Source organism: Skermanella mucosa (assembly GCF_016765655.2).
GTDB classification, from domain to species: domain Bacteria; phylum Pseudomonadota; class Alphaproteobacteria; order Azospirillales; family Azospirillaceae; genus Skermanella; species Skermanella mucosa.
In genome coordinates, this window is sequence record NZ_CP086106.1 from 3320017 (window position 1) to 3340883 (window position 20867).

At 65.4% G+C, this 20867-nt stretch carries 14 protein-coding genes and 1 pseudogene; 11 read left to right on the plus strand and 4 right to left on the minus strand.

Annotated elements, in window-relative coordinates; genetic code table 11:
- Positions 1-1006: 1006 nt before the first annotated feature.
- Entirely contained in the window at positions 1007-1435 is a 429-nt protein-coding gene (locus JL100_RS15290) for a DUF1810 domain-containing protein (protein WP_202681538.1), read from the plus strand.
- A 178-nt stretch (positions 1436-1613) separates the two neighbouring features.
- Here the strand turns inward: JL100_RS15290 and JL100_RS15295 are convergent, their stop codons facing one another.
- Entirely contained in the window at positions 1614-2606 is a 993-nt protein-coding gene (locus JL100_RS15295) for a helix-turn-helix transcriptional regulator (protein WP_202681537.1), read from the minus strand.
- Between the two features lie 132 nt (positions 2607-2738).
- Between JL100_RS15295 and JL100_RS36685 the strand changes: the two genes are divergently transcribed.
- Both JL100_RS36685 and JL100_RS36540 read left to right on the plus strand, forming a co-directional pair.
- Positions 2739-4478: an AAA family ATPase gene (locus tag JL100_RS36685; RefSeq protein WP_202681536.1), complete on the plus strand. Its 1740-nt coding sequence runs from the start codon at positions 2739-2741 to the stop codon at positions 4476-4478.
- Positions 4478-4867: an AAA family ATPase gene (locus tag JL100_RS36540; RefSeq protein WP_267133614.1), complete on the plus strand. Its 390-nt coding sequence runs from the start codon at positions 4478-4480 to the stop codon at positions 4865-4867. Before JL100_RS36685 ends, JL100_RS36540 begins: the two co-directional genes overlap by 1 nt.
- A gap of 559 nt (positions 4868-5426) precedes the next feature.
- Here the strand turns inward: JL100_RS36540 and istB are convergent.
- Positions 5427-6158: an IS21-like element helper ATPase IstB gene (istB, locus tag JL100_RS15310; protein WP_202681535.1), complete on the minus strand. Its 732-nt coding sequence runs from the start codon at positions 6156-6158 to the stop codon at positions 5427-5429.
- The gene (gene istA, locus JL100_RS15315; protein ID WP_202681533.1) at positions 6145-7662 is read right to left on the minus strand and encodes an IS21 family transposase; all 1518 of its coding nucleotides are present in this window, start codon (positions 7660-7662) and stop codon (positions 6145-6147) included. Before istA ends, istB begins: the two co-directional genes overlap by 14 nt.
- A gap of 108 nt (positions 7663-7770) precedes the next feature.
- On the opposite strand from istA, the gene JL100_RS15320 reads away from it, so the two are divergent.
- Positions 7771-7992, plus strand: a complete 222-nt coding sequence (locus JL100_RS15320; RefSeq protein WP_202681531.1) for a hypothetical protein — start codon at positions 7771-7773, stop codon at positions 7990-7992.
- A 118-nt stretch (positions 7993-8110) separates the two neighbouring features.
- Here JL100_RS15320 and JL100_RS15325 read toward each other — a convergent pair whose 3' ends face one another.
- The gene (locus tag JL100_RS15325; protein WP_202681529.1) at positions 8111-8653 is read right to left on the minus strand and encodes a 3'-5' exonuclease; all 543 of its coding nucleotides are present in this window, start codon (positions 8651-8653) and stop codon (positions 8111-8113) included.
- Between the two features lie 107 nt (positions 8654-8760).
- On the opposite strand from JL100_RS15325, the pseudogene JL100_RS15330 reads away from it, so the two are divergent.
- From JL100_RS15330 to JL100_RS15360, 7 genes and pseudogenes are all read left to right on the plus strand, one after another.
- Positions 8761-8976 (plus strand): annotated as a pseudogene (locus tag JL100_RS15330) (IS3 family transposase); the annotation flags it as partial.
- Between the two features lie 163 nt (positions 8977-9139).
- Complete coding sequence (locus JL100_RS15335) at positions 9140-9712, plus strand: hypothetical protein (RefSeq protein WP_228420731.1); 573 nt, start codon at positions 9140-9142, stop codon at positions 9710-9712.
- A gap of 5 nt (positions 9713-9717) precedes the next feature.
- Positions 9718-10035 carry a hypothetical protein gene (locus JL100_RS15340; protein ID WP_202681525.1) on the plus strand — a complete coding sequence of 106 codons (318 nt, stop codon included), beginning with the start codon at positions 9718-9720 and terminating at the stop codon, positions 10033-10035.
- Positions 10036-10747: 712 nt separating this feature from the next.
- Complete coding sequence (locus JL100_RS15345; protein ID WP_202681523.1) at positions 10748-15694, plus strand: AAA domain-containing protein; 4947 nt, start codon at positions 10748-10750, stop codon at positions 15692-15694.
- Positions 15695-15819: 125 nt separating this feature from the next.
- Positions 15820-17238: a hypothetical protein gene (locus JL100_RS15350; protein ID WP_202681515.1), complete on the plus strand. Its 1419-nt coding sequence runs from the start codon at positions 15820-15822 to the stop codon at positions 17236-17238.
- A gap of 116 nt (positions 17239-17354) precedes the next feature.
- On the plus strand, positions 17355-19256 hold the full coding sequence (locus JL100_RS15355; protein WP_202681514.1) for a GmrSD restriction endonuclease domain-containing protein: 1902 nt from the start codon (positions 17355-17357) through the stop codon (positions 19254-19256).
- A 141-nt stretch (positions 19257-19397) separates the two neighbouring features.
- The gene (locus JL100_RS15360; RefSeq protein WP_202681513.1) at positions 19398-20645 is read left to right on the plus strand and encodes a hypothetical protein; all 1248 of its coding nucleotides are present in this window, start codon (positions 19398-19400) and stop codon (positions 20643-20645) included.
- Positions 20646-20867: the final 222 nt, after the last annotated feature.

Sequence of the window (20867 nt, forward strand, 5' to 3'; positions counted from 1 at the left end):
CTTTTCGACCGGTCCCCGGAGCGTGGCTCGGCGTCGACAGGGACGGGGCTGCTCCCGGAGGCCCCTCCATCAGAGCGCACCACAAGGCGGCCATCTCCGCCCGGAACGACTCGGTCATGGTGTTGTCCCAGATCAGCCTCCGCTTCCTGCGCATCGATGCAAGAAGGCGGTTGTCGTGGGGCCACCGCCGGCATTCGCAAGGTTCTCCACGATACCGCCGGCGCGGCGAATGCATCGGCCTGATGACCTGAAGATGCCACGACAGGATGGACAACCGGCGGACCAGCCGGTTGCCCGCACCCGGGATACCATTCCCGCAATGAAGGCAGATCCGCTCGAAAAAGCGCTTTCCCTTCCAAAGACGTATCCTGCGCCTTTCGTTCAGCCGGGAAAATCCCCGGCGCTGAGGCCGCCGGCGTCCTCTCTTCAGCTGCATCCGCACCCTCCACCTCCCGATGCCGCAGACGGAAACGCCGCGACTGGACGGCGCCTCATCGCATGCGGGCGAGCCGGGCACAAGACGAGCACGCCTGACATGCTTCGGCGCGGTCATGTTCGCGGCCTTCCTTGCCGCAGAAACTCCTCGATCTTACGCCCCCGTGGTCTACCCGCCGTGATCGACCGGAAAGTGACCGACCGCTCCCGGGTCGCCGTTGCGGTCACGACCAGACGGCGTACGGGACTTCGTGTCGACCAGCTGCATCGAAGGGGTGCGCGTGACCCTGGAGCCGGGCTGCCTGTTATGAGGACATGCGGCGCCTGATAATCTGTCAGGGCGGAAAGCAGGGGGTCGTCATGCTGCAGGCATCGGGCACGAGAGAAGGCGATGAAGCGCGTGCAGGCTACTTGGGTGGGCAATGATGTACGGACAAATAATTTCGGCCCGGTCCCGCAGGATCAGCGCCCGAATTGGAGTCTCCGGGATCCTGGCATGGACACCCGGTGCCTGAAGGCTCTGGGAAAGAGGTTCGCTCAGCGTTGATGGTACAGCATTGAAGGACGGACAATGGCCGACGAATTCCATTTGGACCGATTTGTCCGGGCTCAGGAGCCGGTCATCGCACGGGTTCGGCGGGAGCTTGCCGCCGGGCGGAAAGACAGCCACTGGATGTGGTTCGTGTTTCCGCAAATCGCCGGGCTGGGGTACAGCGCGATGGCTCGCCGGTATGCCATCCAGTCACTGGCCGAAGCACGCGCCTACCTGGAGCACCCGGTTCTCGGCTCACGGCTGGTAGAACTCACAAGGGTGGTCAACCAGGTGAAGGGCCGATCGGTCCACGAGATCTTCGGGAGACCGGATGACTTGAAGTTCCACTCGTCAATGACCCTCTTCGCCCTGGCCAAGCCTGACGGCTCGGCTTTCCACGACGCACTGCAGAGGCATTTCGGCGGCGCCCTGGATAGAGGTACCGTCGAAAGGCTCGAGCACTCCTGACCGGAACCGCCGGAGATCCCTGGATCGGGTCGTGCGCGCCGGACGGACGACCGTCAGCAGCGGGGCGCCGCACGGCGATGCAGCGGGTCGCGCTCCCGGCCGCTTTCCTCCGCAATCCGCCGGGAACGTGGACTTCCGCCACTGAAGCTCGGAGCCGGGGTGAGTCTGCCGCTCCACCTCAGACGGCACCGTGGCGGACCGATGCATCCGACAGCATCCGGGCATAGTCCCGACGTAGGGAAATCGGCTCGATGATCTCGACATGGGGTTCCCAGGTGAACAGGTGCCAGCAGAGCTCCTTGAGCCCGCCGGCGCGGAACCGGACGAGCAGCGCGCCGTCCGGCCCGGCTTCCTTGGCTTCGTCGTCATGGAACCGGTGCGACGCGGCGTCGGCGGCACGGGCCGGATCGAAGCGCAGCACGATGTCGGCCGGCTGCTCCTGGAAGATGCCGAACGACTGGGCGGCGTAGCGGCGCAGGTCGAAGTCCGGGGGGCGGTCCGCCGTCTCTGCCAAGGGCTCCACCTTGCCGATGTTCGGCAGGCTGTACAGCCGCGGCTGGGTCCTGCCGTCCGGCACTGCGACGAGATAGTGCCGAACGCCGTAGAGCAGGCCGAGCGGCGACACGGTCCGCCAGCCCGCCTTCCCGCCGCCGCGCGGCGAATAGTACAGGCGTACCCGCTCCATCGCCTTGAAGGCATGGCGGAGCGGGGCGAGTACCTCGGGCGTCACGACCGGACGGGGTCCCGGCCGCGCGGCAAGCCCCTCGGCCTCGATCAGGGCCGCGAGGTCGGGCTCCATGCGGGCGAGTTCCCGAGGCCGTAGTGATGCCCGCAGCTTGACGGCAAGCCGGCCCAGGATGACGGCCCGCACCTCGAGTCCCTCGCGCCGCAGCGCCTGCTCCGCCGCCTCCATCTCGAGCAGCTCCTCCGGGGTGACGGCGACCAGCTCGCCGAGCGTGCCGGGGGCAATGCGCCAGCGCTTCACCGGTTCGTCGGAGGGAACCACTTCGACGCGGTCGCCGAATGCCCGGACCACGACATCGCGCATGCGCTCGGCCGTGCGCCGGCTGACGTGGAATTCCTCCTGGATGTCCTGCAGCGAAACGCCCAGGCGCGTTCCCTGCATCATCAGCAGGAGCTGGAAGATGTTATCGATCTGGCCGTAGGCCAAGGATGCCTCCGTGACTGCGCCTGGCGGCGAATGCCGGGCCATCCTATGCGTCAGATGTTGACGGACCGTTTCTTGACGACCGGCGCAGGCGTGAGACCATGCGACCGGATTCAACGGCATGGAGCCCGGCTGGTGGACGTACCCGACTTCGACGACCTTTGCGAACGGCCCCTATCCGCGCCGGCAGTCCGCACCGACAGCCGGATCGCCGGCGACTACCTGCGCACTGCGGTCACCGGTCCGTTCGGCCCCGCCGTCGTGCCGGTGCTCGCGTCCTGGCTGGCCAAGTGGCGCGGTTTCCTCGGGCTGCCGGCCGGAAACGACCTTGACGAAGCCCTGAGCCGGTTGGCGGACTGCAGACACGGCGGCAATCCGGATCCGGGGAAAAAAGACGACAAGGCATTGCGCAGGGCTCTCGATTGCATCGGCGCGGTGACGGGAGCCGGCGAGGACGACCCGGTCTCCCGCAATCTCACGCTGCTCGGCGGCATGCTCGCGGCCGATCCGCGCGACATGGAGATCCTGGGCCTGCTGCTGAACTGCGCGCGCATCGACGCCGTCCGCAGACTCGCCGACGCGCTGGGCCGGGATCTGGGCAGCCCCCCGCGCTGTATAGCGGCACTGCTCGGCCGTGATCCCGAGGATATCCGCCGCCGGATCCTCCCGGGGGCCTGGCTGGTCCGGTCGGGGCTCGTCATGAGGGTGGAGGGATCCGGGGGCTTGGTCGGTTACGGCTGCTTCTTTGATGTCCCCGAGCGGGTGGAGACGGCCCTGACAAGGTGTTGGCCGGATGCGGAGAGCCTGCGCCGGGTGCTGGTCGGGCGCACCGCCGCGCCGACGCTCGATTGGGACGATTTCTCCTGGCTGCCCCAGGCGGACCAGCTGGCGCGCCTGCTCGCCGGTGCGCTGGACGCGCGGGCGCGCGGCGTCAGCGTGCTGCTGGTCGGGCCGCCCGGCACTGGCAAGACCGAGCTTTGTGCGGCGCTGGCCGCCCGGGCAGGTGCTGTCCTGCATGCCATCGGCGAGAGCGACGACGAGGGATTTGAGCCCGGGCGCGGGACGCGGCTGGCCGAGCTGCGGATGGCGCAGCGGCTGCTCGCCGGAAGAGGCCGAAGCCTTGTCCTGTTCGACGAGATGGAGGACCTGCTGGCCCTGCCCCGTGGCGAGCAGGGGGCAAAGGTCTGGCTTAACCGGCTGGTGGAGGATAACCCCGTCCCGATCCTGTGGACCAGCAACAAGGTCGGCCGCTTCGACCCCGCGTTCCTGCGCCGGATGAGCATGATCGTCCAGGTCGAGACTCCCGGCCCTGCGGCGCGGTCGGCCGTCTGGCGCCGGCTCGCCGGCCGCGAGCAGCTGGACCGGCTCGATGAGGCCGAACTCGTCCCGCTGGCGCGGACCAGCAACGCCGCACCCGGCCTCGTCGCCACGGCGCTGCGTTCGGCGAAGCTGGCCGGGGGCGGCCGGGACGACATCGCAGCGGTGCTCGATGCCATGGTGCCGCTCGTGACCGGTAGGGAACGGCCAACGATGCGCAGACACGGCAGTTCCGCCGACTTCTCGCCCGGCCTGCTCAACGCCGGCATGGACCTCGGTGCGCTTGCGGACGGACTTCGCCGCCGCGGCCGGGACCGGTGCTTCACCCTGCTGCTGCACGGCGAGCCGGGCACCGGCAAGAGCGTTTACGCCCGCTATCTGGCGGCACAGCTCGGGTACGAGGTGATCGAGAAGCGCGCCTCGGACCTGTTCTCGTGCTTCGTCGGCGGGACCGAACAGAACATCGCCGCAGCATTCCGGGAGGCGGCGCGGGACGGCGGTTTGCTGATCTTCGACGAGGCCGACAGCCTGATCGCCGAGACGAGGCCGACAGCCTGATCGCCGACCGCCGCGACGCGGAGCACTCCTGGGAGTGGACGCAGGTCAACGAGTTCCTGGCCGCGATGGACGCGCACACCGGCCCGGTCGCGGCGACGACGAACCGGATCGATCGGCTCGATCCCGCCTGCCTGCGCCGCTTCGACCTCAAGATCCGTCTGTCGCCGCTGACGGCAATACAGGCGGGCGAGGCCTTCAGGTTTTTCTTCGGTGTTGAGGCCCCGCGCGAACTGGCACGCTTAGGGGGACTGACCTGCGGGGATTACGCCGTCGTCCGGCGGCGCATGGAGTTTCAGGGAGACGCAGCGGATGCGACATCCCTGTGCCGGATGCTGGATGAGGAACTGGCGCTGCGCGGCAGCACGCCCTACCAGATCGGCTATGTCTGAGAGACGAGGCAGCAGTATGCGCCGATGCTTTCCGGGCAGTGACCGGCACCTGGAGGCCGTCCGCGACTGATCGCCGTCCCGCTATTCAAGGGACGGTTTACCACGGAGTGTGCCGCGATGACGGGAACAAGCAGCGATCTGGCTCTCGTCACCCCCGACGGTCGGCCGGCCGGAGCGGCAGCGGGTCCGCGCATCGGCAACACCGAACGGTCACGATGCTCCTGATCCGCAATCCGGACAGCCCTGACGGAATGCCCCCGGGCGACGGTCCGATCCGCTGCGTCGCGCGGCCGGACCATCTCATCTGCTGGCGCGGAGTAGAGCCGGGCCACGCCGAGGTCATGGCAGCCACCGGCGTCGAGGGTGTCAATCGGCTTCGAATAACCAGCCAGCATCGGCGTCCAATATCCAACCATTCTTTTGGTTGCAGAATCTCTTGTCCAGGGAGTCCACGGGAGGGACCCGCGCGCGCCGCGGAGTGCCCGTCATGACCGACGTAGCGGCGCGTGTGGGAGGGAACCTGTGGGCCCCCCTGGACAAGGCACGGGCGGAAGGAAGGTCAGGAGCGGTTCTTGAACCGCCAGCTTTCGTTCCCGGTCTCCAGGATGTCGCAGTGGTGCGTCAGCCGGTCGAGCAGGGCGGCCGTCATCTTGGTGTCGCCCCCGAAGACGGACGGCCACTCGGCGAAGCTCAGGTTCGTCGTGATGAACACCGACGTCCGGGAATAGAGCTTGCTCAGCGTATGGAACAGCAGCTGGCCGCCATTCTGGGAGAACGGCAGGTAGCCGAGCTCGTCCAGCACCACCAGATCGACGCGGGTCAGCTGGTCGGCGAGCTTGCCGGCCTGACCGGCCCGGGCCTCGGCCTCCAGCCGGTTCACCAGGTCGATGACGTTGAAGAACCGGGCGCGCGCGCCGCGGCGTACGCAGTTGGCGGTGATGGCGATGCAGATGTGCGTCTTGCCGGAACCGGTTCCGCCGACGAACACGGCGTTGCGCTGGGTCTCCAGGAAGCCGCCGTCGTGCAGGTCGCGCACCAGCGCTTCGTTCACCGGGCTGGCCGCGAAGTCGAACTCGGCAAGCGTCCTGGCCAGCGGCAGCCTGGCCGCGCCGAGCTGGTAGCGGATTGAGCGCGCCTTCTTCTCGGCGCGCTCCGCGGCCAGCAGGTCGCCCAGGATCTGCTGGACGGTGCGCTGCCGCTTCAGGCCGTCCGCCATCACCTCGTCGTAGACCGCGCGCATTCCCGCCAGGCTGAGCTCGGCCATCATCGCCATCAGCTCATGCCGCTCCATGACAGCTCTCCCGTGCCGCGCGCAGGCCGTCGTAGCGCGCGCAGTCGGCGGCCGGTTCGATCGTCAGCGTCAGCGCCGCCGGCACTGCCACGGGCGGCGTCGGGGTGACGTCGTGGCGCCGGGCGAGGATGTTCAGGATGACGTCCCGGCTGTGCGTCCCGCTCGCCAGCGCCTCGCGGCAGGCGGCCTCCACCGCGTCCAGGCCGTCGGTCAGGATGGCGGCGAGAATGCCGACGAACTGCCGGTCGGCTTCGTCGGAGCGGCCCAGCCGGGCCCTCACCTTGGCCAGGGCCGCAGGCAGCTCCCACTGCCGGAACGGCGCCCCGTTGCGCAGCGCGCCGGGCTTGCGGGCGAGAACCGGCAGGTAGTGCAGCGGATCGTAGATCGTGTGGCCGTGCCCGAAGGCCCGCCGGTGCTCGGCCACCACCGTCCCATCGCACCACGCCACGAGCCGGTCGGCGTAGGCGCGTACCTGCACCGGCTTGCCGGCGGCCGCCGCCGCCACGCTGTAGCGGTTGCGCTCGAAGCGGATCAGGCAGGTCTTCGACGCGCTGGCCGTGATCTCGTGGAAGCCGTCGAAGGCGTTGGCCACGGCGACCAGCGCCGGCCGCTCCGCCTCGAACACCGCCCACACCGTCCGGTTCGGGAACTCGGTATGCGGTGCGGTGCGCGCCCACGCTTCCACGGCGTGGCGCAGCCGCTCGTTTACTTCCTCCAGCGTCGCCGCCCGCAGGCGTGGGATGAACAGGCGGTGGCGCAACGTGCCGACCTGGTTCTCGACCTGCCCCTTCTCCCAGCCCGAGGCCGGAGTGCAGGCCACCGGCTCGACCAGATAGTGCGAGCACATCTGGGCGAAGCGGCGGTTGAAGCGCCGCTCCTTGCCGACGAACACGGCGTCAACCGCCGTCTTCATGTTGTCGTAGATGCCGCGCTCGCACAGGCCGCCGTAGAATGCCGCGGCGCGGGCGTGGGCGTCGAACACCATCTCCTGGGTCTGGCGCGGGTAGACCGCCACGAACGGCATCCGGCTGTGGCACAGGCGCACGTGGGCCACCTGCACCTTCGTCGTCACCCCGTCCAGGACGATCCACTCCTCCGCCCAGTCGAACTGGTAAGCCTCGCCCGGTGCGAAGGTCAGCGGCACGAATGCCTCGGCCGTCGTCGCCGGCTGGCGCCGCTTCCATCGCGTGATATAGCGCCGCACGGCGTCGTAGCCGCCCTCGAACCCGGCCGCTGTCAACTGGTTGAAGAGCCCCCGGTAGTCGAGCCGGTCGCGCGCCGGCCGGCGGTCGTTCTCCGCGATCAGCCGTTCCAGCTCCGCCTGGAACTGCCCCAGCTTCGGATACGGCTGCCGCGTCCGCTCGTACCGCGGCGCCGTCTCACCGGACCGCAGGTACTTCGTCACTGTCTCCCGGTTGATCTTCAACGCCCGGGCGATGGCCCGAACGCTCCGCCCCTTCGCGTGCTCCCGCCGTATCCGCGCGATCGTCTCCACTGTCAGCATCCCCGCGTGCCACCCCCTCGTCCAACCAAGGGTGGTATTGTGCCAGATCCGAGGCGGCCGGTTATTGGACGCCGATCACCTCCGAAACTGGCTTACTGTTCCACGCCGATGCACATCGAGGGCGTGCGCATCGTCCTGCCGAGACGAGGATTGGTCGCCGTGAATATGGACGTGATCGAGCAGGCTGACCGTCTGGACTGGTTGTTCGAGCCGGATCATCGCGGGGCCGATCCACCGGATCTGCAGGATATCATCGAAGCATGGCTGCGTGCCCATCCCCGTCTCCAGCGGCTCGTGCCCCCGGCCTTCAGCCTAGTCTGGTATTGTTGATAGAAGGGCGAACCTGGTCGTGAGGATCGGAAGCATCGTGCACCCTGCCGGTCTCCCTGCATCGCTTCGGCCCCTTGGGCGTCGTGCAAGCAGGCTTTGAGCCGAAGCTGGGCACCAGTCACATCGCCGGGGCGTCGGTCTTGCCGAACGGCCGGTCGAGCAGCAGGCTGATCGCACAGGCGATCCGCCGCGCATCCGGTGCTGCCCGGTGCCGCGCCGGATGGCGCCGGTACGCTTCGGCCAGCGCCCGTTCGCGTTCCCGAGGCGACGCGAGCGGTTCCGACCACCCCCAGAAATCCGTCAGGTAAAACGGTGGCGGACGGATGCGGGCAGCCGCGCAAACAACGCCGAGCCAGTAGCTGTCTGCGGCGATGTTGTCGGATAGGACCTGACGGCCGCGCACGGCCGCGGAGACCTGTTCAACCACGTGGCCGGGCGGCTCTCCTTGACCCTGCAGCATTGCCCTGGAAAGCCTGTGGAGACGCTCCGCAGCGGGATCCCACTTCCCGTCGCGCAGCCAGACTGGCGCCGGCTGGATAAGCCAGGCTATCACGTCGGCGTCCGGAAATGCGACGGCGATCTCTACCGGATAGCTTCGTGGCGGCAATGCGCTCGCCTCGAGATCGAGAACGGCCCAATCCTGATTGGGGACGTAGGTCATAATGGCCAGCCTTCAAGAAGTACTGTGGGAGTGTGACAGGAGCTTGTCCGGGCGCGCATAGTGGCGACCCGTTGCCTCAAAGCCCCTATAACCGTATAGGGCGATTCAACGTCTTGGCGGAGATCGTCAACGGCCTCTAGAAGACCGAGTTGATTCGGCGCCGCGGCCGATGGCACATCCTGAAATCCGTCGAGTTCGCCATCCTGGAAGGGGTGGACTGGTTCAATCACAAGCGCCTCCCAAAGTCCATCGGCAACATTACCTCCGCTTGGGTCGAGATACTCTACTATGCTCAAGCCGAGGATGTTGCGATGGTAGCGTGACTCAACCAAACCGGACTTTGACGAACCGAGTGCGGTTCACCTCATATCCATGCAACAAGCTGTGTCTTAGCAAGAAACCACGTTGAATTAACCCTTACGATAAGGTAGGAACCTTGATAGAAAATTCTGAGTGCGGCAATTAACCTGATTGACCTGAGGGCCGATGGGAGCGGACAGGCGGCAGAACGGGGCGATTTTCTGGGGCGTCGCGCAACGCTTGGCGTTCATCGACACGTGGTTCTACTGGGGAGGCAGCGTCAGCCGCGTCGACCTGGCGCGCCGCTTTTGCATCTGCACCCAGCAGGCGTCGGCCGACTTGGGACGGTACGCCGAAATTGCTCCTGGCGACATGGCGTACAACCGGAGCCTAAAGCGATATAAAGCTTCGGAGATCTTTCAGCTCGCGATTGTCAAGCCCGATCCGGCACGCTACTTGGCACAGCTTCTGATAGGCGACAGGGCGGCGAATGAAGCGGATTCCTGGCTGGACACGCCGCCAGCGTTCGACCTCGTGTCGGGACCTTTGCGCCGCATCGACCCGGTTGTCCTCAAGCGTTACGTGGCAGCGGTCAGGGATGTCGCCCCGATCAAAGTCTTCTACCAGTCTATGTCTCTATGTCAAAGTCGGAGCCTGATTGGCGTCGACCTTCGTCTCATACCCTCGCCATCGACGGGGTCCGATGGCATTCCCGTGCAGCCTGTTATGAGGACGATGTCTTCAAAGACTTTGTCATAGCCCAGATGCCAGACGTCCGACATCCCGAACCGTCCTGCTTCGACGCCAAGACAGACATCGCCTGCCATACACGGATCCGGGCCATCATCGGCCTTCATTCCAAGCTTTCCGGCGGTCAGAGGAAGGTGGTCGAGACCGATTGCGGAATGACGGGAGGCGTCGCGGTAATAGACGTGCGGCGGTGCTTCCATTTCTACTTTTTGAAGTGGTTCGGCCTCGATGTGGACGCATCGACGCGCCGGTCGGAAATCCAGCATATCATTCTGCTCAACAGTGAAAACGTCATGGCGGCGGTGAACGGGCAGACGGGGGAAACATGCTGAGCCCAAACACGCTTGCCTTTTTGGGCCCTTTGGACCATTCCTTCCCCCGCATCGGCCTTTCAGCCACGCGTTCGACAGCGACTACGGTTTCCATAGTGTCACAGAATAAACAGGCCGCTTCACCAGCTCCGTTCACAGCTAACGGTGGCCAATCCGTCAGTGGTCCGGGTGCACTGGGTTCTGCCTCTTGGTTCTCGTCCGCCGCCTACGCATCCCCAACAACCGATGCAGGTATCAATATCGATGATACAACTCCGAGCTTTCAATGCATCCAAGGGTGCGATCTAAACGGGTGTCACCGTTTTGCTCACCCTCATCTCCGCCCTGCTTGGACGTCCCCTGCGGGGCGGCTTGGCTGTATTTGGCGGGCTGAACCTTGGTGGCTCAGTAGAGCCGGTTCACAATCCAATGGGCGTGGTAGAGCTTGCCCTATGAAGGGCATTACGACCGTGTTGCTTCCTGTAACTGCGCACTAAGCAATCATGGATCTCTCCAATGACGCGGCAACAAAAATTTATTTTATTTATCTTCCAACGCCCATGCACATAGAAAATCTCTCCAAGATCCTTGACAGAACGATCGTTCAATTGGAAAGGGGTCTGCGGCGACTTGATCGAGTTGAGGAATTGCGCTTCCAAGCCTACGGAGACCTAGTCCAATGGTGAACATTGTTCCGATGGGCCGCGGCCCTCACAGCCGCGAAGTTGCGGGCTTGGAACTCCTGAAGGCCAAGCTGCCGGACGACTGGACGATCTTTACGAACCTCGACTTGGCCCGGCCCCGCGGCGGGGCTCGGGAAATCGACGTCATCCTCATCGCGGCGGACCGCATCCTGCTCATCGACCTCAAGGACTGGCATGGGCGCATCGAGTCCATGAACGGATGCTGGGTGCAGAACGGAATGGACCGCGGGCGCTCGCCGGTCGCGAAGATCCTGGAGAACCGCCGGGATCTGGAACTGCTGCTGAAGGGATACCTGGAGAGGCTGGCGCGCCGCCAAGGTGGGCGCTCACGGGACGTCATCGTGCCACTGGTGCAGGGCCTTGTCGTTCTGACGCAGCAGCCGAACATCGACGGCATCGCGGAGACGGAGCGCGAGGCCGTCCACATGATCGACCCGTTCCTCCGCATGATCGCGAGTCCGAAGGCGCGCATCGATCGGCTGGGCAAGCCTAGGCACGAGGTCGTGCTCACGAGCGCCGAATGGCGCAAGAAGCTTGGCGGTTTTTTCAGGGCCGGCGATGGGGCCTTCTGTCATGGTGAGCGGCAGTACGGCCCGTTTCAGGCGCTCTCTGAAAACTCCTCGTTCCGCCACCAGACCGGCATGTTCGCGGAGTACGACGCCGAGGACCGGGTGACCGCCAATGCGGCGGGCCTGCTTCGGCTGTGGGACTTCACCAAGGCGGACTCCCGGTTCCAGACCGAAGAGGGACGCCACGACATCGCCGGCCGCGAAAAGATCGTCATCGCCGCCCTCAACAACCTTCATGAAGAGTTCCGCACCAGCATATTGCAGCCGCGCGTCGACGACCATGAGCGCAGCGTCCGCTATTGGGAGGTGTTCGACCGGAGCCGGCGCCTGAAGCGCCTTTCGGAGTTCATGGCCTCGGAGGTTACCCGGCTGGCGCGGGAAGACAGGCTCGCCCTGGCGCAACAGCTCATCGCGAAGGTAGCCGCGCTGCATGAGGTGGACGCGGTCCATCTCGACATCGGGACGCACAGCGTGTGGTTGGAGACGCCGACGACGGTGCGGCTGTCCCACCTGTTCTCCGCCAGCATTCCGGAAACCAAGTCGCTCGGCGACAAGCGCTACCAGTTCCTGAGCAGCACGGCCCTGCCGGAGGACATCGTCGGTCAGGCCACCGCCAAGGCCGCCGACAAGAAGCGGCGGGACGTGTTCCTGCTCGGCGTCGCGGTGCACGGCCTGCTGTTCGGTCGTATGCCCGACGCGCCGAGCGGCCTTGGGGTGCTGGAGTGGGATCCCGCCGTCGATGAGGAGGGCAAGTTCGGCGGCCTGTGCAGTTGGTTCGGGCGGGCGCTCAACTTTGTGCCGGAAGAGCGCTTCCCGGATGCCCAGGCGATGCTGGAAGCGTTCGACGACGCCATGTCCGACAGGCTCCTCCAGCAGGCTGCGTTGGAGGGGCTGGAGAGGTTCCGGACCATTCCAAATCAGCGCGTGCTCTACCGGGACTTTCCAGAGGAGGAGTTGCTGCGGGAGGACAACCGCATCCTGATGTGGCGGAGCGTCTGGAACGGCAACCCGGTCCTGGTGAAGATGTGGCGGCGCACGTGCTGGGGCGACCAGAGCAAGGAACTGGTCCGCATCCACGACTTTCTGGAGTCCGCTGACGGCTTCCGGCGGTCGCCGCCGGAAGGCGTTGCGGCCATCCGGCACGTGGCTTGGGTGGACGACGCCATCGTGCTTGTCCAGGACTGGCACGGGCTTCCGAATCTCACGGACGCCGTCGCCTTGGTGCCGGAACGGTGGAACTCGGAAGCGACCGTGCTGGAGTTCATCCTGCGGCTCGCACGCCGCGTGACCGCCCTGCACGAGGCGGGACACCCGCACGGCGACCTCAAGCCGGAGAACATCCTGGCGCCGCAGGAAGGCGACCCGGAGCCGATCCTGATCGACTTCTTCGATTTCACCCCAGTTGACGACGGCGAGATCCGGACGTCCGCGTACACGCCCCCAGGAGGCGGCGGGCGCGACGAGCGCGACATATATGCCGTCACGAAGATTGCCGAGGAGCTAACCGGAGCATGGACATCCGACGCTGGCCGCGCGGTAGCAAGGGCGGTTGCGGATTGCCGCAGGGTCGGCAGCGAGAACCTGACCCTGCTCCCGCTCATCGAGACCATTGACGCCCTGCTCCACCCGCCCAAAGCGGTCGCCCGCAGGCGCCTGGTCCTGGGCCTCGTGGAGGCCACCCCCGGCGCGCTATTGCCGGACGAAGGCGAATTCTGCTTCCGGTTCGCCAAGGATCGGCCGACGTTCTACATCCGCGGAGCGTTCGAGGAGATCCAGATCGAGCTCGACTGGAAAATGAAGCCACTGCGGGCGAAGCGCGTTCCGCTCGAACAGGGACGCATCGCCGGGTTTTCCCGCTTCGAGTTCATGAAGGTGGTCATGGACGTGGAGGTCCGCGGCACCCCGGCGTACGACTGGGGAGACTTGGCCGACATCCTGAATGAGCCGGACGTCCTGGAGCACTGGGGGTTGGTCGCCAAGGCGGCGGTCGGGACGACGCCAAGACGCCCCTCGAAGGAAACGGATTTCCTTGATGAAGCGGCGGTGGACGGCGAGGCCGCGGAAGACGAACTGTGTGAAGAGATCGCAGGCCGTTCCGCGGCGGGGGCGCCGGGCACAGGCATCGACAGCATCGACATCCCAACCCTCTGGCGACGGCTCATGGACGCCGAGGAGGCCCTGACGACGGACGGCGTTGCGTTAGGGAACAGCATCGAGGTCAGAGGCACGCAGCGTCACGCCGTGCCCTTCGAGCTGGAGAACGGCGCGTTCGATTACAAAAAGGATGACCGGGTAACGGTCGAAAAGTACAAAAAGGGTCGGTGGGTAAGATTCGGCAAGCTTGACCACACGGTTTCGGACGCCGAGCGTCTCATGATCATTCCCTTCAACCAGCCGACAGGGCTGGGAGGGTCGGCGGTGTCCGAAGGGGAAAGACTCCGGTTCGAGAGCCATTTCGAGAACCAGAGCCGCAATCGGCGGGAAGCCGCCATTTCCCGCATACTCCGCCGCGGCTCGGTCGCCGCCGGGCTCATCGACGCGTTCAACCCCCGCTCGGGAGCGGAGCCGGCAAAAGAGGCCGTCGCCGTCGATGAACCCCAGCTGGAGTCCCGGTACGGGCTCAACGACGACCAAGTCGAGGCGTTCAGGCGCATCGTTGCGACGCGCCCGGTGGGCTTGGTCCAGGGGCCGCCCGGCACCGGCAAGACGAAATTCATCGCCGCGCTGGCCCATTATGCGCTGACTTCCGGCATTGCCAAGAACGTCCTGCTCGCAAGCCAGTCGCACGAGGCCGTCAACAACGCCGCCGAAGCGGTGATGAAGCTCATGGGCGAGGCCGACGAACCTCTCCGCATGATCCGCGTCAGCCAGGAGGGCGCGGTGTCGAAGATGCTGCTGCCCTACCATACGTCGCGGGTCGAAAGCGCCTACAAGGACCGTTTGAAAGCGCAGTTCAAGCGCCGGATGAAGATTGTTGGCCGATACTTGGGCGTTCCCGACGAGTTTACGGCGCAGCTGGTGTTCCTGGAGCGGGTTGTCGGACCGCTTGCTGAGCGGTTCTACCGGGAGCAGGCCAAGCCCAAGGCCGACGGCCGGACGCCGGAAGAGGCGCTGACCCGGCTGCTCGACAAAATGGGCGCCCCGGCGGAGCCGTCCGCTTACGAAGACAGCGGCGCCTTGGTCCGGTCCGTCGTCGCCCGGTTGTCGGCGCGCCACCCCCAGGTCAGCGAGGCCGTCGTCCGCAAGATCCGGTCGGCGATCCGGCTCGGCAACGACTTCATCGGCGTCGTCTCGTCCGAGCGCCGCAGCTTCGAGACGTTCCTTGCCGGCACCCGGCAGATCGTGGCCGGAACCTGCGTCGGCCTGGGACGCGGGGCGCTGGGTCTGACGCAGATACCGTTCGACCTCGTCATCGTGGACGAGGCTGCCCGGTGCACAGCGAGCGAACTGGCTGTCCCCATCCAGGCCGGGCGCTGGATCGTGCTGGTCGGCGACCAGTCTCAGTTGGAGCCCCACCACAAGCCGGAAATCGTCAGCCAAGTCAGCAGCGACCTCGGGATCGGCCCTGAGGAAATCATCATGAGCGACTTCGAGAGGCTGTTCGGCTCGAGGTACGGCGCGGCGGCATCCCACCAGCTCTCCCGGCAGTACCGCATGCTGCCGCCCATCGGCCGCATCGTCTCCCAGGCGTTCTATGGCGGCAGCCTGCGGCACGAGCGGACGACGCCCATCGTCCCGCCGGACGTCCTCCCGGAGGAGCTGGGGAGCGTTGTCAGTTGGCTGGAGACCGATTCCCTGGGCACGAGCGCCTTCCAGACCGAAGAAGGAACCAGCCTCGTCAACCGAAAAGAGGCGGAGCTGATCATCAGTCTCCTGCGCGCGTGGGACGATCATGACCCCTTCCAGCAATGGCTGGCCAACCAGCCGGAAGACCGGCATGCCATCGGTCTCATCTGCACCTACGGCGCGCAACGCGATCTCCTGGACAAGCGGGTCCGCCAGGCCGGGCTGACCGAGGCCATGCGCCGCAACATAAAGGTCGGCACGGTCGACAGCTATCAGGGCAAGGAAAACCCTATCGTCGTGCTCTCGCTCACGCGCAACAACGCGGACGGCGCGCCTGCGGACGGCCGCCGCGAAGTCAGGGAAGGCTTCATGGCCCGCGCCAACCGGATAAACGTGGCGGCCAGCCGCGCCATGGACCGCCTCGTCCTGGTCGGCGCCCGCTCGCGCTGGCCGAAGCGGGGGCCGATGGGTCTGGTTGCCGCCGCGTTCGAGCGGGAGCTGGCCATCGGCGAGGCGTCGGTCATCGACGCTCAGGACTTCATGGAAAAGATCCGCAACGCATCGAAAGCATTGAGGCGGAAGGCGTCCGTCAAGGAGCCCGCCGCTGGAGGAGCGCCATGAGCCAGAGTCCGCTGAAACGCACGACCCTATCGCTCGGCAAGCCGAAGCCGCCTCCGGAGCCCGAAGAGGACAAGGCCATCGACATCGGCGTCTTCGACGTCCGGCTGCCCTGCCGGAAGTTCAGCGTGACTCACAAGGTCACCAAAGAGGCGGACCTGTCCCTGACGCTGGAGTTCCTGTTGCGCCTGGTTCACGCGGCGGACGGCATCCCAGAAGAGGACGTGGCCGCCTTCTTCGGGTTTGACCATCGCGAGTTCAGCTTCGTCGTTGGCGAAGCGGAAAGCAAAGGCTATGTGTCGAGACGGGACGGCCGTCTCTGGATTATGGATGCCGGTCGGAATCTGTTCAGGGCTGATGAGGAAGTCCCCCAGATATACAAGGTCGAACAGGAGATCGAACGGGTGGGGTTCGACCTTCTGGCTTTCGCGCCTACGGATCCAGACAGCATGAACGACTTCGACCGGGCGCTGCCGGAACTGGAGCCGTACGACCCACGGGCTTTTGCCGAACCCAGCATCCGTGTACGGGAAAGATTCCGTCACTTCTTCCGGCAGTTTAAGACATCCACCGACGGCAACGGCAGATTCCGCGAACTCTACTCGATTGATTCGGTCAAGGCGGAAGACAGGTATTCCTGCGTGGTCACAATCGTCGCAAGATCGTCGTCGCTCAATCCCGGGGCGCCGATAGCCAACCTGGAGCGGTGGATGTCGGGTCTGGACCTCGCCGAGCGGTCGGCGGTCGAAGATGCCGCGGCGCGCCACCTGGCGAAGCTCCGGATCAGTCGGCAGCCCACCGACGCGGACGCCTACGGCTGCCTGCTGGATCTGGCGCCGGAGTACCTTCGGGAGTACGCGCGGCGGGACGGCTTCGCTGTCGAGCGCTTCTTCAAGGAGACGGTGAAGCGCGCCGGCGAGTTCCGGCAGGACCGGATGACGGTGGGAATCGTTGGGTCGCTTCTCACCGAGGGTAACCTTCCCCGGCTCGTCAAGGCGGCCGAACTGACGGCTCAGGCGTTCAAGTCCAGGGCGAGCGCCGATGCGGATGCGGGGGGCGGATCGCCGCAGCCCAGTGTCGGCGGCCTGGTCTGGGTCGTACCCGGCACGCCGGGCTGGGGCGAGACGCGTGTGCTGCCGAACGTCCTGGAGGAACTGGCCAAGAACCATCCGGAGTCGGCGGGGCCGGATGCCAGCGAGGCCGATTTCATCACGCTCGCCGTGACCGCCGGCCGGCCGCGGCGTCATATCGAGCAGGCGTTCAGCCACCTGCTGGAGGGGCCCGAGGCCCCCATGTTCCCGGGCCGCCTTGAGATCCTGCTGCTGCCGGGACGGGTCGCAGCCGTCCTCGTCCATGCTCCGGTCGGCGCGGCCGAGGCCGTGGCGGTGCCGCTCGGAGTCCTGAGCTTTGACCCCGACGTGGTCGAGCGCGTCACGGCCTTCGTCGGGAACCGGATTTTCTCCATCAGCAATCCCCATTGGCAGCGGATCCCGATGGAGGTCTGGCAGGCGGCGAAGGCCATGTTCGGCATCGCGGAGACCGGATAGCGCCGTGTCCTGGGCCATGTTCGGCATCGCGGAGTCCGGATAGCGCCGTGTCCTGGATGACCCTAAAATTGCGGATCTCAACAAGTACTGACGGCGCTTGACGCGATGGAGGCCGAATGCCCGGCATATTCACGACCCACCCGATCTTCCTCTCCCAACTGCTCGACGGGCTGAGGTCGGGGAGAATCCAGCTGCCCGACTTCCAGAGGGGGTGGGTCTGGGACGACGACCGCATCAAGGGCGTTCTCGCCAGCGTCTCCCGAGACTTTCCGGTCGGCGCGGTGATGATGCTTCAGACCGGCGGCAAGCTGCGGTTCGAGCCGCGTCCCGTCGAAGGCGTGAAGGAGCCCGCCTGCAAAGACCCCGAGCAACTCATCCTCGATGGCCAGCAGCGTCTGACATCGCTGTTCCAGGCGACGATCTTCGGCGCCCCGGCCGCCACCGTGAACGCCAAGAAGCAGAGGATCGAGCGCTGGTACTACTTCGATATCGAGAAAAGCGTCGCCTCGCCCGAACTCCGTGAGGAAGCGGTCGAAAGCCTGCCGCCCAGCCGGAAGCGGGAGCTCATCACCGGCAAGGTGGAGCTCGACCTCTCCACGCGCGAATTGGAGTACGAGAACCTGATGTTCCCGTGCTCCTCGCTGTTCAACGCGTTCGAGTGGCAAAACGGATTCCTGGCCTACTGGAAGTACGACCCGCAGAAGACGGAATTGTTCGCGAAGTTCCAGGCGGAAGTCATTCAACGGTTCATGCAGTACCAGATCCCCGTGATCACGCTCACGGACCAGGTCAGCAAGGAGGCCGTCTGCCACGTCTTCGAGAAGGTGAACACCGGCGGCGTCACCCTGACGGCGTTCGAGTTGCTGACGGCCAGCTTCGCCGCCGACGCGCAGGGATTCCGGCTCCGCGACGACTGGCTGGGGCCGGCCGGCAAGGGCGACGGCATACGCAAGACCCTCGGGGTGCACCCGGCCCTGAAGAAGCATCGGGTGCTGGAAAAGACGGCCTCCACCGACTTCCTCCAGGCGGTGGCGCTCTACCACACCTACCGCAAGCGCCTCGATGCGGCGGCCAACGGCGTCAAGGACGAGCACCTGCCCTCGGTCAGCTGCACCCGGGCCACCATCCTGAACCTGACGTTGGACAATTACCTGAGCGCCCGCAAGCCGGCTCTGGACGGCTTGCTGGCGGCCGGGAAGTTCATCCGCGAACTCCGCATCTTCCGCTCGGAAGACCTTCCCTACCAGTCGCAGCTGGTGCCGCTTTCCATCATCCTGGCCTGCCTGGGGCCGGACTGGGAGGGGCACGGCATCAAGCAGAAGCTCCGACGCTGGTACTGGTGCGGCGTCCTCGGTGAACTCTATGGCGGCGCCATCGAAACCAGGTTCGCCCGCGACGTTCCGGAGGTGCTCGCCTGGATCAAGGGCGGCCCGGAACCTCGGACCGTGACCGATGCGGCCTTCAACCCGACACGGCTGCTGACCCTGCGGACCCGCGGCAGCGCCGCCTACAAGGGCGTCTACGCGCTCCTGATGGAGAAAGGCGGGCTCGACTTCCGGACCGGCAACCCCATCAACATCCAGGTGTTCGAGGAGGAGGCCATCGATATCCACCACATCTTTCCGAAGAAGTGGTGTGCCGGGAACGCCGTCGATGCCCGTGAGATGGACTGCATCGTTAACAAGACCGCCATCTCCGCCCGCACGAACCGCATGATCGGCGGCAAGGCTCCTTCCGCTTACCTGCCGGGTCTGGAGAAGAAGTTCCAGATCGGCCCGGAAAAGCTGAAAAGCTTCCTTGAAACCCACGTCATCGCGCCCGAGTTGCTGCGCCAGGACGACTTCCAGGGCTTCTTCGCCGCCCGCAGCAAGGCGCTCCTGGACATCATCGCCGAGGCCATGGGCAAGGAGGTACAGGTCACAGCCGAACTACCGAGCGGCCAGGAGGCCATGATCGAGGATGACGAATCCAACGCCGCCGACCTTGATGACGAACTAGAAGAGCAGGCGGCCGCGTAGCCCGCCTCTTCTGCTTGTGCAACGATGGCGATACGGGAGGCCTCAGTGCTAAACGAAAGCAAATTTGCCGGAATGCGCGTGCGTACTGAAGTTCACCGCGAACGAATTCAATAACAATAGTGCAGAGCACCGGGGCACGACATGTCTAATCAAGTCTTCGAGTGGCTTTCAATGGATGCAATCGGAAATCTCATCGCACGCGCGCGCGATCGCGTCGTGCTCGCGGCGCCGGGTATCGATGAGGGGGTCGCCGCCGCGCTGCGGTTGGCCGGGGAGAACCTGCCTCCGGCCAAGGTCCAGGTCATTCTCGACATCGACGAGGACAATTGCCGCGTGGGCTACGGGAACATCGACGGCTACTCCGGCCTGCTCGAAACCACCATCAGCATCCGGCGGTGCCGGGGGCTGAGGATCGGCTTCCTGTTGGCTGACAACACGGGCTACATCTTCGGGATGCCGCCCCTCATGATCGAGGCGCCGTCGCGTCTGGCGGGATGCCCGAACGCGATCCGGGCGACCCCGGACCAGATCGAGGCCCTCGTCGCGGCGACGGCGCCCTCGGCCGGGTCGAGCCCGTCGCCGGCCGCCAAGCCGGAGATCGGCGTCGAGGCAGTTCCGGACGAGGAAATCAAGCGCATCGAGAAGAGCATTCAGGACAATCCGGTCCAGGATTTCGACCTCGGCCGGGTTGTGCGGGTGTTCTCCGCCCACGTCCAGTTCGTCGACCTGAGCGTCGAGGGGGCGCAGCTTCAAAACCATACGGTAAAGATCCCAGCGGAGCTCCTCACCGTCGTCAAGGACAAGGACACGCGGGACCGTCTGACCGCGGCGTTCCGCATGATCTCCGACGGAAGCCGGATCGGCGGCGACAAGGTGCGCGCGGCCGCCAACGAGGTCAGGAAGGGATTCATCCGGGTCCACCCGACTTACGGGGGTGTCATTCTCAAATCCAAGAGGGCAAAGTTCGATGAGCGGGTGAAGGAGCTCCAGACGGAGTTGGAAAAGCACAAGCAAGCGGTTCGGAGGCAGTTCTCCAGAGAGTCCGAGAACTCGAAGAAGGATCTGGTTCACGCGTTCTGGAGGGCGGTGCGCGCCAATCCTCCAAGCGACCTTCAGGCACAAATGGCCGGTGATAAGCCAACGGCCGAAGAGGCCAAGGAGTACCTGAAGTACCTGCTCGACAGGGCTTTCCCGGACGTGGATGAAGTGTGCGATGCGATGAAGGTCTCCGTAGTGATGAAGGACGTGACCTGGGACACCCTGAACGATCGGACGTTTGTTGATTGGCTGCAGAGTCAGTTTCCGGTGAACAAGGAGCTCAGGAAGCCCTTCGAGGAATATCGGGCGGCAAAGCAGAGGACGGACACGGCATTGAGGGTGCCCGCGTAAAGGGGAAGCTCACAGAAGGGCAAGGAGAACGGCAGATGTGGTTTAGTGCACGGACGCCGCGGTTCAGTGTACAGCCCCTTGTAGCCTTCCCTCCAGGTCTGGTCCCTGACAACAAAACGCGCTATGAAGGTCTTCGACCCAAGCTAATCGCACAGACGGCTCGGCACGTCCTATATGATCTCTTTAAGAGCCAGGCCGCCTTCGGAAGATGTTTCGATCGCC